The organism is Mesorhizobium sp. WSM4822 (assembly GCF_055811155.1).
Genome location: NZ_JBVVQM010000002.1, coordinates 234711 through 248027 on the forward strand (window position 1 = coordinate 234711; position 13317 = coordinate 248027).

General features: G+C 63.5%; 10 protein-coding genes. 1 reads left to right on the plus strand and 9 read right to left on the minus strand.

From position 1 onward, the window contains the following. Window positions 1–1948: transglutaminase family protein (locus AC0L3E_RS05975; RefSeq protein WP_473604442.1), on the minus strand; the 1948-nt coding region annotated here is incomplete at its 3' end. A gap of 112 nt (window positions 1949–2060) precedes the next feature. After that, a complete protein-coding gene (locus AC0L3E_RS05980) occupies window positions 2061–3257 on the minus strand; it encodes an acyl-CoA dehydrogenase (RefSeq protein WP_127257792.1) in 1197 nt (398 codons plus the stop codon). A 138-nt stretch (window positions 3258–3395) separates the two neighbouring features. Between AC0L3E_RS05980 and AC0L3E_RS05985 the strand changes: the two genes are divergently transcribed. Continuing rightward, window positions 3396–4307, plus strand: a complete 912-nt coding sequence (locus AC0L3E_RS05985) for a LysR family transcriptional regulator (RefSeq protein WP_127326690.1) — start codon at window positions 3396–3398, stop codon at window positions 4305–4307. On the opposite strand, the gene AC0L3E_RS05990 is transcribed toward AC0L3E_RS05985, so the two are convergent. The 7 genes from AC0L3E_RS05990 to AC0L3E_RS06020 all read right to left on the minus strand — a co-directional run bounded on the left by AC0L3E_RS05990 (window position 4308) and on the right by AC0L3E_RS06020 (window position 13288). Further along, the gene (locus tag AC0L3E_RS05990) at window positions 4308–6635 is read right to left on the minus strand and encodes a Tex family protein (protein WP_473604443.1); all 2328 of its coding nucleotides are present in this window, start codon (window positions 6633–6635) and stop codon (window positions 4308–4310) included. Between the two features lie 127 nt (window positions 6636–6762). Continuing rightward, a complete protein-coding gene (locus AC0L3E_RS05995) occupies window positions 6763–7944 on the minus strand; it encodes a serine hydrolase domain-containing protein (protein WP_473604444.1) in 1182 nt (393 codons plus the stop codon). 37 nt (window positions 7945–7981) lie between these two features. Further along, entirely contained in the window at window positions 7982–9178 is a 1197-nt protein-coding gene (locus AC0L3E_RS06000) for a serine hydrolase domain-containing protein (protein WP_128308612.1), read from the minus strand. Window positions 9179–9414: 236 nt separating this feature from the next. Beyond that, window positions 9415–10449: an extracellular solute-binding protein gene (locus AC0L3E_RS06005; RefSeq protein WP_473604445.1), complete on the minus strand. Its 1035-nt coding sequence runs from the start codon at window positions 10447–10449 to the stop codon at window positions 9415–9417. Window positions 10450–10477: 28 nt separating this feature from the next. Further along, complete coding sequence (locus tag AC0L3E_RS06010; RefSeq protein WP_127268194.1) at window positions 10478–11281, minus strand: ABC transporter permease; 804 nt, start codon at window positions 11279–11281, stop codon at window positions 10478–10480. Beyond that, complete coding sequence (locus AC0L3E_RS06015; protein ID WP_127268193.1) at window positions 11274–12194, minus strand: ABC transporter permease; 921 nt, start codon at window positions 12192–12194, stop codon at window positions 11274–11276. Before AC0L3E_RS06015 ends, AC0L3E_RS06010 begins: the two co-directional genes overlap by 8 nt. Next, window positions 12194–13288 (minus strand): ABC transporter ATP-binding protein, encoded by a 1095-nt coding sequence (locus AC0L3E_RS06020; RefSeq protein WP_127326686.1) that lies wholly within the window; start codon window positions 13286–13288, stop codon window positions 12194–12196. The genes AC0L3E_RS06015 and AC0L3E_RS06020 overlap by 1 nt, the downstream gene beginning before the upstream one ends. Window positions 13289–13317: the final 29 nt, after the last annotated feature.

Consider the following 13317-nt stretch of genomic DNA (forward strand, 5'->3'; position numbering starts at 1 on the left):
TCTCGCCCTCAGCTACCAGTTCTAGACCGTCTCCCCGCCCCTCGACCGCCCCCACCCACACCCCCCCCCCCCCACCCCCCCCCCCCCCCGGCCGGGGGCGCCCCCCCCCGCCGCCGATCTCGGTGATCTCTTGTTCGACCCGGTCCTGCTGGCCGGTCGCAGCGGTGAACGATGCCGCTTGCTGGCGGCGCGCCATCTCGTCGGCACCTTCCAGTTCAGCCGGAGCCGCCGAGGGCAGGATGGCTTCACGCGCGGGCAGCGGTCCGCGTGGCAGCGACGGATCGACCGGCACGATGTAGGGGAATTGCTCCGGCGGCACATAGGGCAACGTGCCGAGTGGCAGGCGGTAGCCGACGGGTGAATCGCCGGGTACCAGGAACAGCCGGCCGCGCCGCGTCTTCCATTTTTCCGAGCGCCAGCGCGGATCCGATGCCTGGCTGTTCCAACGCTGGACAGGGAGCACATAGCCGGACGGTTTGGTCAGCCCGCGTTCGAACACTTTCGCCATGCGGCTGCGTTCTTCCGGATCCTCCAGCCTGGAGTTGGACGGATCGACATTGTCGGGCAGCTTGCCTTCCTTGAGCAGCCATTCGGCCGGATCCTCATAGGCTTCGCTGACCATGGTCTTGTCGATGCCGAGTTCGCCGGCAATCGCGGTGAGCAGGCTTTCGGCCTGCTTCGGGCCGATATCGGCCTCGCTCTTTTCGCGTGCGATCAGGGACGGATCGCTCCACACTGGCTGGCCGTCGGCACGCCAGTAGAGCGAAAAGGTCCAGCGCGGCAGGCTTTCGCCCGGATACCATTTGCCCTGGCCGTAGTGGAGAAAGCCGCCGGGCGCGAAGCGCTCGCGCAGTTTACGGATCAGTTCGTCCGCCTTTTCGCGCTTGGTGGGACCGACGGCGGCGGTGTTCCACTCGGCCGACTCGAAATCGTCGATCGACACGAAGGTCGGCTCGCCGCCCATGGTCAGCCGCACGTCCCCGGCCGCGAGAGCGGCATCGACCTTGTTGCCCAACGCATCGAGAGCCTGCCAGCTTTCGTCCGAGAACGGCTTGGTGATGCGCGGATGTTCGGCGATGCGGTCGACCCGCATCTCGAAGCCGAATTCGACATTGGCGAAGCTTGCCAAGCCGGAAATGGGAGCCGCGTTGCGGAAATGCGGCGTCGCCGCCAGCGGCACATGGCTTTCGCCGGTGAGCAGGCCAGAGGTCGGATCGAATCCGATCCACCCGGCGCCCGGCAGATAGACCTCGCACCAGGCATGCAGGTCGGTGAAGTCGACGCCGGTTCCGGCTGGACCGTCGAGTGCTACCAGATCGGGCTTCAGCTGGACCAGGTAGCCGGAAACGAAGCGCGCGGCGATGCCGAGGTTGCGCAGGATCTGCACCAGCAGCCAGCTCGAATCCCGGCACGACCCTTTTTTCGCGGCCAAGGTCTCTTCCGGCGAGAACACGCCGGTTTCCATCCGCACGATATAGGCGATCTCGCGCTGCAGCCGAGCATTGAGGTCGACGAGGAAATTGACGGTATTGGGGGCGCTGCGATCAATGGTGTTCAGCAGCGCCGACAGCAGCGGTCCCGCCGGTTCCGGCGTGCGATAGATGGCGAGATCGTCGCGGATTTCTTCCGGATACTCGAATGGAAACGCCTCGGCCGACGGCTCGACGAAGAAATCGAACGGATTGTAGACCGTCATGTCGGCGACGAGGTCGACCTCGATCTTCAACTCCGTCACCGGCTCCGGAAACACGAAGCGGGCTAGGAAGTTGCCGTAGGGGTCCTGCTGCAGATTGACGAAGTGGTTGGCCGGCTCGACCTTGAGCGAATGGCTCAGCACCTTGGTGCGGGAATGCGGCGCCGGCTGCAGCCTGATGATCTGGGGCCCGAGAACCACCGGCCGGTCGTACTTGTAGTGGGTCAGGTGGTAGACAGCTGCCAGAATTGCCATGGAGCCCCGGAATTCAGCGTTTCAAACGATTTCGCTGAACCCTGACACATCTGGCGACCATTCTCCAAGCAGAGATGTTGCGGTGCACCTAATTTAAGCAACGGTTGCCGGCTCAGAAAAACGCCTGTATCCCCGTCTGCGCCCGTCCCAGGATCAGCGCATGCACGTCATGCGTGCCTTCATAGGTGTTGACCGTCTCCAGGTTCTGCGCGTGGCGCATGACGTGGTAGCCGATCTGGATACCGTTGCCGCCATGCATGTCGCGGGCCTGGCGGGCGATGTCGAGCGCCTTGCCGCAATTGTTGCGCTTGACGATCGAGATCATTTCCGGCGCCATCTTGCCTTCATCCAGCAGTCGCCCGACGCGCAAGGATGCCTGCAGCCCAAGCGCGATCTCGGTCTGCATATCCGCCAGCTTCTTCTGGTAGAGCTGCGTGCCGGCCAGCGGCTTGCCGAACTGCTTGCGATCGAGACCGTATTGGCGGGCGCGGTGCCAGCAATCCTCGGCGGCGCCCATCGAGCCCCAGGAAATGCCGAAGCGAGCCCGGTTGAGGCAGCCGAACGGTCCGCCAAGGCCTTTTGCGTTGGGCAGCAGCGCGTCTTCGCCGACCTCGACGCCTTCCATCACCACCTCGCCGGTGATCGACGCCCTCAGCGACAGCTTGCCGCCGATCTTCGGCGCCGAAAGCCCCTTCATGCCCTTTTCCAGCACGAAGCCACGGATCTCGTCCTTGCCGTTCTCGCCCTTCAGCTTCGCCCAGACAACGAACACGTCGGCGACCGGCGCGTTGGAAATCCACATCTTCGAACCGGACAGCTTGTAGCCGTTGGCTGTCCTCTCGGCGCGTGTCTTCATGCCGCCCGGGTCGGAGCCGGCATCCGGCTCGGTCAGGCCAAAACAGCCGATCCACTCGCCGCTGGCAAGCTTGGGCAGGTACTTCCTGCGCTGTTCGTCCGAGCCATAGGCGTAGATCGGATACATCACCAGCGACGACTGCACTGACATCATCGAGCGATAACCCGAGTCGACACGTTCGACTTCCCGCGCGACCAGCCCATAGGTGACGTAGTTCGCGCCAAGCCCGCCGAATTCCTCGGGGATGTTGATGCCGAGCAGGCCGGCCTCGCCCATTTCGCGGAAGATCGCGGTATCGAAAGTTTCGTTGAGGTAGGCGTCCTCGATCCGCGGCGCCAGCTTGTCGGCGGCGAAGGCGGCCGCGCCGTCGCGCACCATGCGCTCGTCTTCCGAAAGCTGGCCCTCGATCAGGAACGGATCTTCCCAGACGAATGCGTTCTTGTCGGCGGCCATCGCGTTTCTCCCAAACCAATGCATGTCGCTCAAAACGATGACATGCATGAAGCAAAATGTTGGCCCGTTCTATCGGCCTGCGCCTCGAAAAAATCAAACGAAATTGATTCACCGATCAATGAGCTCTAGGAATGGGTCATGAGTGTCCAACGCCGCCTTTTGCCCAACATAAGCGCCCTTGCCGCCTTCGAGGCTGTGGCCCGGCTGGGCAGTTTCACCGCTGCCGCCCAGGAGCTCGATTTGACCCAGGGCGCAGTCAGCCGGCAGATCAGATCGCTTGAAGACCAATTCGGCCGCCGGCTGTTCGAACGCGACAGCCGCAATGTCAGGCTGTCGACATCGGGCGAAATCTACGCCGAGGCGGTGCGTTCAGCACTTGGCCAGTTGCGTGACGCAGCCCTTGGATTGATGAGCAATCGGCATAGCGGCATCCTGAACCTGGCTATTCTGCCGACCTTCGGCACGCGCTGGCTGATGCCGATGATCCCCGATTTCGTAGAAAACAATCCCGATATCACCATCAACTTCGTCACCCGCGTCGGCCGCTTCGACTTCGCCAGGGAGAGGCTGGATGCCGCCATCCACTATGGCCTGCCGGACTGGCCCGAGGCCGACTCGACACTGTTGGTGCGCGAAACCGTGGCGCCGGTCGTGTCGCCCGAATTCCTCGCCGGCCGCGCCATCGCCTCACCGGCCGATATCGGCCGCCTGCCGCTGCTGCACATGGCGACGCGTCCTGGCGCCTGGACCGAATGGTTCGAGCATCAGGGCCTGAGCGCGCCGACCGGGCCCGGCATGCAGTTCGAGCAGTTCGGCACCGCCGCCCAGGCCTGCATGGCGGGGCTCGGCGTGGCGCTGCTGCCGCTGATCCTCATTGCAGGTGAATTGCAGCGCGGCCAGCTGGTGCCGGCGCCAGGCCGGCCCATGCAAAGCCGCAGCGCCTACTATCTCGTCGTCCCACACGACAAGCGAGGCCATCCGCCAGTCGCCAGTTTTCGCGACTGGCTGCTGGGCCAGGTCGAGAAGGAGCCGGCCGTTCTGGCGTGGTAGCTACTTTCGCTTCAGCGCATCCGCCAAGGCAGCACCGAATGCGCCTTGCTGTGCCGGCCGCTCCGGCTGGCGTTGCTGCGGTGCCGGCGAACGTGGTGCCGGCCTGCCGCCACCATTGTCGCGTGGCCCGCCACGCGGTGCGCCACCCTCGCCGCCATCCTTGCGCATGGAAAGCGCGATGCGCTTGCGCTTGATGTCGACGTCGACGACCCGCACCTTGACCACATCGCCGGCCTTCACGACCTCATGCGCGTCCTTGATGAACCGGTCGGCCAGTTGCGAGACATGCACCAGCCCGTCCTGATGCACTCCGATATCGACAAAGGCGCCGAAGGCGGCCACATTGGTGACCGTGCCTTCAAGCAGCATGCCGGGCTTCAGATCCTTGATGTCGTCGATGCCGTCGGCGAAGGTCGCCGTCTTGAAGCCTGGGCGCGGGTCGCGGCCGGGCTTTTCCAGCTCCGCCAGGATGTCGCGCACCGTCGGCAGGCCGAAACGCTCGTCGACGAAGACGCGCGGGTCGAGTGCCTTCAGCGCGGCACTATCGCCCATCAGCGACCGCACATCGCGCCCGCAGGCGGCGACGATCTTCTTCGCCACGCCATAGGCCTCCGGATGCACCGACGAGGCATCGAGCGGCTCGCTGCCATTGGCGATGCGCAGGAAGCCGGCGGATTGTTCGAAGGCCCGCGGTCCGAGCCGCGGCACCTTGAGCAGATCCTTCCGGCTGGCGAACGGCCCGGTCGCATCGCGATGCGCAACGATCGCGTCGGCCAGAGACGCGCCGAGACCTGAAACGCGCGCCAGCAGCGGCGCCGAGGCGGTGTTGAGGTCGACGCCAACGGCGTTGACCGCGTCCTCGACCACCGCTTCCAGCGAGCGGCCGAGACGGTACTGGTCGACATCGTGCTGGTACTGGCCGACGCCAATCGATTTGGGTTCGATCTTGACCAGTTCGGCCAACGGATCCTGCAGGCGCCGGGCGATCGACACCGCGCCGCGCAGCGATACGTCGAGGCCGGGGAATTCCGCCGCCGCCGTCGCCGATGCCGAATAGACCGAGGCGCCGGCCTCGCTGACGATCACCTTCAGGGGCTTCGGACCACCATCCGCCGGCATGTCGGACAGCATGTCGGCGACCAGCTTTTCCGTCTCGCGGCTGCCGGTGCCGTTGCCGATCGAAATCAGCTCGACCTTGTGCAGCCGGATGAGCTTGGCGAGCTCCGCCTGCGTGCCGCGCACATCATTCCTGGGCGGAAACGGATAGACCGTCGTCGTTGTCAGCACCTTTCCGGTACCGTCGACCACGGCCACCTTGACGCCGGTGCGGATGCCGGGATCGAGCCCCATCGTCGCGCGCGAGCCGGCGGGAGCGGCCAGCAGCAAATCCTTTAGGTTTCGGGCAAAGACGTGGATCGCTTCCTCTTCTGCCCGCTCGCGCAGGTCGCGCATCAAATCGAGTGTCAGGTGCAGCGACAGTTTAATGCGCCAGGTCCAGCCCGCCACCTCCATCAGCCATCTGTCACCCGGCAGGCTGCCGCCGACGGCATAGGCATTGGTAATCATCCGCTCGACCGGCTTCACCGGCGACGTATCATCGGCATCGACCTCGATGTCGAGCGAAAGCACTTCCTCGTTGCGGCCACGCAGCATCGCCAGCGCGCGATGGCTCGGCACATTTGCCCAGCGCTCGACATGGTCGAAATAGTCGGAGAATTTCGCACCGGCTTCCTGCTTGCCGTCGACCACCCTGGCGCGCATGAAGGCGCGCTCCTTCATGTAGCTGCGCAATTTTCCGACCAGATCGGCATTCTCGGCGAATTGTTCCGACAGGATGTCGCGCGCCCCTTCGAGCGCTGCCTTGGTATCGGCCACCTCTTCGCTGACATAGGCCAGCGCCAGTTCGGCAGGCACCAATGAGCGGTTCGCCAGGATGGCTTCGGCCAGCGGCCCCAGCCCGCGCTCCCTGGCGATCTCGGCCTTGGTCCGGCGCTTGGGCTTGTAGGGCAGGTAGATGTCCTCAAGTTCCGCCTTGGTGCTGGCGGCGACGATCTTGCCTTCAAGCTCCTCGGTCAGCTTGCCCTGTTCGCGGATTGAGCCAAGGATGCTGTCGCGACGCGCATCGAGCTCGCGCAGATAGGCAAGGCGTTCGGCAAGATCGCGCAATTGCGTGTCGTCGAGCCCGCCGGTGACTTCCTTGCGGTAGCGCGCCACGAACGGCACTGTCGCGCCCTCATCGAGCAGTTCAATCGCCGCGGCCGCCTGTTCGGGCCGCGCGCTGATCTCGGCCGCGATGATGGCTGCAATGCGCTTGATGTCGGATGCCATGTCGTACCTGCTCTCGTCCAAAGAGCGGCGACCATAGGCGCAGACGTCCGGTCCGCCAACCGCCGCGTTTCCATGAGCCCGGCGGGTCCACAGGAAAGCGCGCGCTAATGTGGCGGCCAGGCGAGGATCAGACCATCCGGCTCAGCGCCTCGAAGAAGGCGACGATTTCGACATCGAGCGGATCGTCGACCGGCTCGGGCTGCGACGACATCTTGGCGATCACCACTTCGGTCCTGGGATCGACATACAGCCACTGGCCATGAATGCCGATGCCGCAATAGGCGCCGTTCGGCAAGCCCGTCTGGTACCATTTGTTGCGATAGCGGCCCTTCGGGAACAGCGGCTGCATCGCGCCGCGCTGCCAAGCGTCGGAACTGCCGCCGCTAGCAACCGTATCGCGCACCCAGGCTTCCGGCACGATGCGGCGGCCATTGGCCACCCCGCCTTGCCGCATCATCTCGCCAACACGCGCCAGGTCGCGCGGCGTCACCGAAATACCGCCGGCCGTGCGCGCCGTGCCTTCCATGTCGACGCCGATCGAGGCTTCGCCGACAGCGCCGAGCGGCAGCCACAGCTTCTCGCGCATCAGGTCGGTGAACCGCTGGCCCGACGCGCGCTCGAGCAGCAGGCCGAGCAGGTCGGAATTCGGCGAGCGGTAGCGGAAGGTCTGGCCATGCGGCTCTGCAAGGCGTTGCAAGGTCAAAATGAATTCGCGCAGGCTCTCCGTGCCGCCGCCCGGATTCCACAGCGTGGCGCGACGATAGCGGGCGAAAGCGCTCTCCGGATCGAGATAGGCTTCCTCGAAATCGAGGCTGACGCTCATGTCGAGCACATGCCGCACGCTCGCATCGCCATAGGCAGAGCCGGCGGCTTCAGGGATGTAGGCCGTCACCGGCGCTTCCGGGTCGAATACGCCCTCGCCTTCCAGAATGCCGGCAATGATGGCGGTCAGCGACTTGCTGATCGAAAAGATGATGTGGCGGGCGCCGAATTCCATATGCGGGGCGAACCAGTCGCCGACGATCTTGCCGCCTTTCATCACCGTCAGTGCGTCGGTGCTCGAACGTGCGAGAAATTCAGCCACCGTCCCCGGCGTGCCGGCGATCGCGACCTTCTCGCCGAGCAGCACGCCCATATCGCACACGGGGGTTTCGACAACGCCCGACGTCGCCGCCACGCGGGCGGTCGGCACCAGTTCGCCGAGGTTCTGGAACGACCACCGGTTGAACGGGTTCTCGCGCCAGTTGGCGAGCACCACCTCGTTGCGTCGGAAGCCATAGCGGGTCTCGAACACGGTCTTGCCGGTCATGGCGTTTCCTTCCGGGTCGTTTCTTCTTTGTGGGGGCTCAGCGAAGTGCCGTGGCGATAGCGTGCACGGCCTTCAGCGTCGCTATGGAATAGGCACCATTGGCGAAATCCGGCCAGGTCGAAAGCTTCACCACGACCATTCCGGTGTTCCAGTCGATATGGATCATCTGACCGAACACGCCGCGGCACATCAGTGCGCGCGAGCGCGGATCCTCGATCCAGAACTGGTTGCGATAGCTGCCCTCCGGCAGGCTGGGGCTGAAGTCCGGCCCATGCCTGCCGTTGCGCGTCGCCTCGACCCAGCCGGCCGGCACGACGCCGCCACCATTGTCGAGGATCAGCTGGCCGAAGCGGCCATAGTCGCGCAGCGTCGCGTTGAAGCCACCGTCGGCCACCGCATAGCCGGCGCTATCGACCGTGAAGCAGGCGCTTTCATCAGCGCCGAGCTTTTGCCAGAGTTCTTCCGAAACTACCTGCGGCAGCCGTTTGCCCGTCACCCGCTCCATGATGAAGGCAAGCACGTCGGTCTCGATCGAGCGGTATTCGAATTGAGCCCCGTGCGGGCGGATCGTGTCCTTCAAGCCGAGGATCAGCTCGAACATGTGCGAGGGCCAACGAAAGGCCGGATCGCTGTCCGGCGGCACCGGCTTCCAGCCGGTGGCGACATCGACCTGGCCGATGTCGGAATAGCGGTCGGTATATTCCTCTGAGAAACGGACGCCGCTGGTCATGTCCAGCACATGCTGGACGCTGGCGCCGGTCCAGCCGGTAACGCCGAGTTCCGGCAGGTAATCTGTTACCAGTCTGGCCGGATCGATCAGGCCGCGCCCGACCAGTATGCCGAACACCGAACCGGTAACGGACTTCGCCATCGACTGCGACAAGTGCAGCGTGCGCTCATCCATGCCGTTGAAATAGCGCTCATAGGCGACCTTGCCGTCCTTGAGCACCAGAAAGCCGTCCGTATAGGTCTCGTCGAGCAACCCGGCGAGCGTCGTCGGCATGCCCTCGCTGTCCTCGACCGCCAGCCCCTCGAGATCAACCTCGGCGCGTTCGAAGCGGTGGCGATGGCCATTGCCGCGCCAGACTTCGGCGGTCGGCAGAATTTCACGGATGTGCTGGAACGCCCAGCGGTTCCACGGCGGCCGGTCCCAGTCGAGCTTCGGCGGTACCATGGCGGGCGGCGAGCCCTGCATGATCGGCGGCCGCGCGTCGCTGTTGCGGTATGACTGCATGAAAATCCCCTGCCGCCGCATGCCGCTCTTCAGTTCACTTGAATGAGGGCGGTCTGCACAGCGGACGAAAAAGCCCCCGATTGGGCCTTTCGAGTGACGAACGCCCGACGCCATGGCGAAGAGCAATGCCGGCAGGCCAGGTGAGGGGCGGCGCGAACGCTGCGAATTCAGCGCTACCCCTCATACGGCCCTTGACCCGCCGTCTTCCAACTCGCGCGGAAGAAGGCGGAGTGCCGCTATTTCTGAACGTCCGTCCAGATGCGCGTGTAGAGTTGCTGCACCTCGGGCGAGCAAGGGGTGAGGAACTCCCCCGCTTTCTCCAGTTCTGGCGGTACCACCAGTTCGGGCGCATCCTTCATGTCGGCTGGCAAGAATGCCTGCGAGCCCTTGATGCCATTGGCATATTTGGCGAAGGCGGAGATCATGGCGGCGTTCTCGGGATCCATGATGAAGTTCATGAACAGCTTGGCGTTGTCGACATTCTTGGCATCCTTGAGGATGGCAACACTGTCCATGAAAAAGGGGAAGCCCTCCTTCGGGTAGCCGAACTTGATGTCGGGGTTCTTGATGCGCGAGCGCATGATGGCGCCGTTCCAGTAGTAGACGGCCGAATAGTCGCCGGCCGGTAGCTTATCGGTCACGCTATAATCCATGGCCAGCCATTTCGGCTTGGCCTCCACCAGCTTGTCGCGCACTTTCTTGAGCAATTCCTTGTCGTCCGTGCACCAGTTGCCGCCCAGATACTTGATGGTGGCGAACAGCACGTCGTTCATTTCCGGCGCGACATTGATCTTGCCAACCAGTTCCTTCGGCGGATCGAGGAAGATGGCCGAGGTGTTGATGTCGCCGTCATAGACCTTTGTGTTGACGCCGATGCCGGTCACGCCCCACTGCCACGGAACCGTATAATGACGGCCCGGATCCCAGGGAACGTTCACCCAGCGCTCGTCGACATTCTTGAAGTTCTCCATCTGGTCGGGCCGGGCCTCAAGCAGAAGCCCTTCCTTCACCCAGATCGGCACGTAGTTGGCCGACGGCACCACAATGTCGAAGCCATGACCACCGGCGCGTACCTTTGCTAGCGCGGTGTCGTTGGAGTCGTAGTCGGTGGTCGTCACCTTGACCTTATAGGTATCCTCGAACTTCTTGATCATCTCGGGGCTAGTGTAGTCGCCCCAATTAAAGATGCTGAGTTCGCCTTCCGCATACGCGCTGCCCGCAAAGGCAAACATTGCGAATACCGGCGTGGCAGCCGTGGTCTTCCATTTCATTGCTATTCTCCCGTTTGGCAATCGTTGGTTATGGCTTGCGCCTATTGACGAAGTAGAACACGGTTACGAGCACCACCGACAGCGCAAGAAATACCGTGGCGATCGCATTGATTTCCGGGCTCGTTTCGCGCCGCAACTGGCCGAGCATGTAGGTGGGCAGCGTATCCTGGCCGCCGGACTTGACGAATTCGGTGATGACCACATCGTCGAGCGAAATGACGAAGGCGAGCATGAAGCCCGCGATGATGGCCGGCCTCAAGAGCGGCAGCGTCACGAAACGGAAGGCTTTCCAGGGCGTGGCGTATAGGTCGGCGGCTGCGCGCTCCAGCGTCAGGTCCATGCTGTCCAGCCGCGCCCGGATCGGCAGGTAAGCGAACGGGATGCAGAAGGCGGTGTGGGCGGCGATCAGGTAACCGAGTCCTGAGTAACCGGTCCAGACCTTGATGCGCGAGAACACGATCAGGAGCGCGACGCCGGTGACTATCTCCGGCACCATCAGCGGCTGGTTGATGAAGGCGTATTTGAAGGTAAGGCCGGGATAGGGCCGCGTGCGGGTCGTGGCCAGAGCAGCCATGGTGGCGGCGATCGTCGACAGCGCGGCGGCCGAGACTGCCAGCACGAGCGAGCGGACGGAGGCGTCCTGCACAGCCGAATTGTGCCAGGCCGAAATAAACCAGCGCAGTGAGACGCCATCCCAGCGCGAAAGCGAATCCGCCGTGTTGAACGAATAGGTGACGAGCGCCGCGATCGGCAGATAGAGCGCGAAGAAGGTCAGAAGCGCCATGAACCCGAAGCCGGGTTGCGCCTGGATGTCGAACGGACGCTTAGCCATGGGCTCCCTCCGACCGGGATGCGTTGCGCACGTAGAACAGGAGCGCGATCATCACCAGCACCATGAGCGTAATTGAGATGGCCGCGCCAAGCGGCCAGTTACGGCCCGCGCCGAACTGCAGTTCGATCAGGTTGCCGAGCATCATGTTCTTGCCGCCGCCCAGCACCCGCGGAATGACATAGGCGCCAAGCGAGGGAATGAAGACCAGTATCGAGCCGGCTATGACGCCGGGCTTGATCAACGGGAAGACGATGCGGCGCAGAACCTGCCAGCGACCGGCGTAAAGGTCATATCCGGCCTCGACCAGCCGGAAGTCGAGCTTCTCCATCGAGGCGTAGATCGGCAGCACCATCAAAGGTAGGTAGACATAGATCATGCCGAGCAAGATGGCCGCGTCGGTATTCATGATCTGCAGCGGTTGCTTGATGATGCCGAGCGCCATCAGCGCCGTGTTGACCAGCCCTTCGTTGCGGATCACCTGCTGCATGGCGAAGGTGCGGATCAGGAGATTAGTCCAGAACGGAATGGTGACGAGGAAAACCCAGACCTCGCGCGTCTTCGGCGGTCGCGTGGCGATGAAATAGGCTGTGGGGAAGCCGAAGAACAACGTCAGCACGGTGGTGTAGAACGACAGGCTTATCGAACGCCAGAAGATCGACAAATGCGCATCGGCGAAGGCCAGAGTGTCGTCGAAGATGTCGCGCTGCAACAGCACCGACAGCCAGCCATCGGTGGAGAATTTCCACACCACGCCGCCATAGGGCCCCGGCGTCAGGAAGGAATAGATCACGACGATCAGCAGCGGGCCGGACGCCGCCAGGAAGATGATGATCAGTGCCGGCGCCGACAGCACCCACCGATCGCGGATATCTCTGCGTTCAGCTTCCTTGGCGACTTCTTCCGCGCTCGCCATCAGTCCCTCACCACTTGCGCGGCGTCATTGCCGATCACGATGCCGACCTTGTCGCCGCGCTCGAAGCCGCAGCCCGCGCTGCGCGTGTTCTGCTGGCGCACGGTGAAGACCTCGCCGCTGTCGAGCCGCACATATATATGAGTGTCGGTGCCGAAATAGACGATGTTGTCGACAGTGCCGGACAATTCGCCCTTGTCCTTGGTCAGCTTGGCATGCTCGGGCCTCACCACCACAGTGGCGTTGTCCTTCGGCTGGAAGCCCTCGGCAACGGTCGCCTCGATGGTCGCGCCGGATTTGAGTGTGGCGCGCGCCTTGCCATTGCCGATGTTCGAGACCGCGGCGGTGAGAAAGTTGGTTTCACCGATAAAGTCGGCGACGAAGCGCTCCGCCGGCTTGTCGTAGATGTCCCACGGCGAGCCGACCTGCAGGATCTTGCCCGCCGACATCACCGCAATGCGATCCGACATCGTCAGCGCTTCTTCCTGGTCATGGGTGACGAAGATGAAGGTGATGCCGGTCTCATGCTGCAGTCGTTTCAATTCGATCTGCATGTCCTTGCGCAGCTTGAAGTCGAGCGCCGACAGCGGTTCGTCGAGCAACAGCACCTTCGGCTGCGGCGCCAGCGCCCGCGCCAGAGCCACGCGCTGCTGCTGGCCGCCGGAAATCTGGCCGGTGCGGCGGCCGGCGAGAGCTTCCATCTTGACCAGCTTCAGCATCTCGGCGACGCGCGCCTTGATCTCGGCCTTCGGCTTGCCCAGCATTTCCAGGCCAAAGCCGATATTGTCGGCCACCGTCATATGCGGGAACAGCGCGTAGGACTGGAACACGGTGTTGACCGGCCGCTTGAAGGGCGGCAGCGGCGCGATGTCCTGGCCGTAGAGCAGGATCTCACCGGCGGTTGGAAAGTCGAAGCCGGCGATCAGCCTGAGCAACGTCGTCTTGCCGCAGCCGGATGGCCCCAGCAACGTGAAGAATTCGTTCTCGCGGATAGATACCGAGACCGTGTCGAGGGCAGCTACCTGCCCCTCACCTGATCCGAAAATTTTTCTGACGTTTACTACTTCAATCGCATTCCGATCCGGTTTGTCCGGCACGATTACGCCTCACTGTTGACCCCGCTCTT

Bases quoted from the DNA above. Each gene is read 5' to 3' on its own strand.
- AC0L3E_RS06010 (WP_127268194.1), bottom strand. From the start codon at position 11,281: ATGGCTAAGCGTCCGTTCGACATCCAGGCGCAACCCGGCTTCGGGTTC.
- AC0L3E_RS05995 (WP_473604444.1), bottom strand. From the start codon at position 7,944: ATGACCGGCAAGACCGTGTTCGAGACCCGCTATGGCTTCCGACGCAAC.
- AC0L3E_RS05985 (WP_127326690.1), top strand. From the start codon at position 3,396: ATGAGTGTCCAACGCCGCCTTTTGCCCAACATAAGCGCCCTTGCCGCC.
- AC0L3E_RS06000 (WP_128308612.1), bottom strand. From the start codon at position 9,178: ATGCAGTCATACCGCAACAGCGACGCGCGGCCGCCGATCATGCAGGGC.
- AC0L3E_RS06005 (WP_473604445.1), bottom strand. From the start codon at position 10,449: ATGAAATGGAAGACCACGGCTGCCACGCCGGTATTCGCAATGTTTGCC.
- AC0L3E_RS05990 (WP_473604443.1), bottom strand. From the start codon at position 6,635: ATGGCATCCGACATCAAGCGCATTGCAGCCATCATCGCGGCCGAGATC.
- AC0L3E_RS06015 (WP_127268193.1), bottom strand. From the start codon at position 12,194: ATGGCGAGCGCGGAAGAAGTCGCCAAGGAAGCTGAACGCAGAGATATC.
- AC0L3E_RS05980 (WP_127257792.1), bottom strand. From the start codon at position 3,257: ATGGCCGCCGACAAGAACGCATTCGTCTGGGAAGATCCGTTCCTGATC.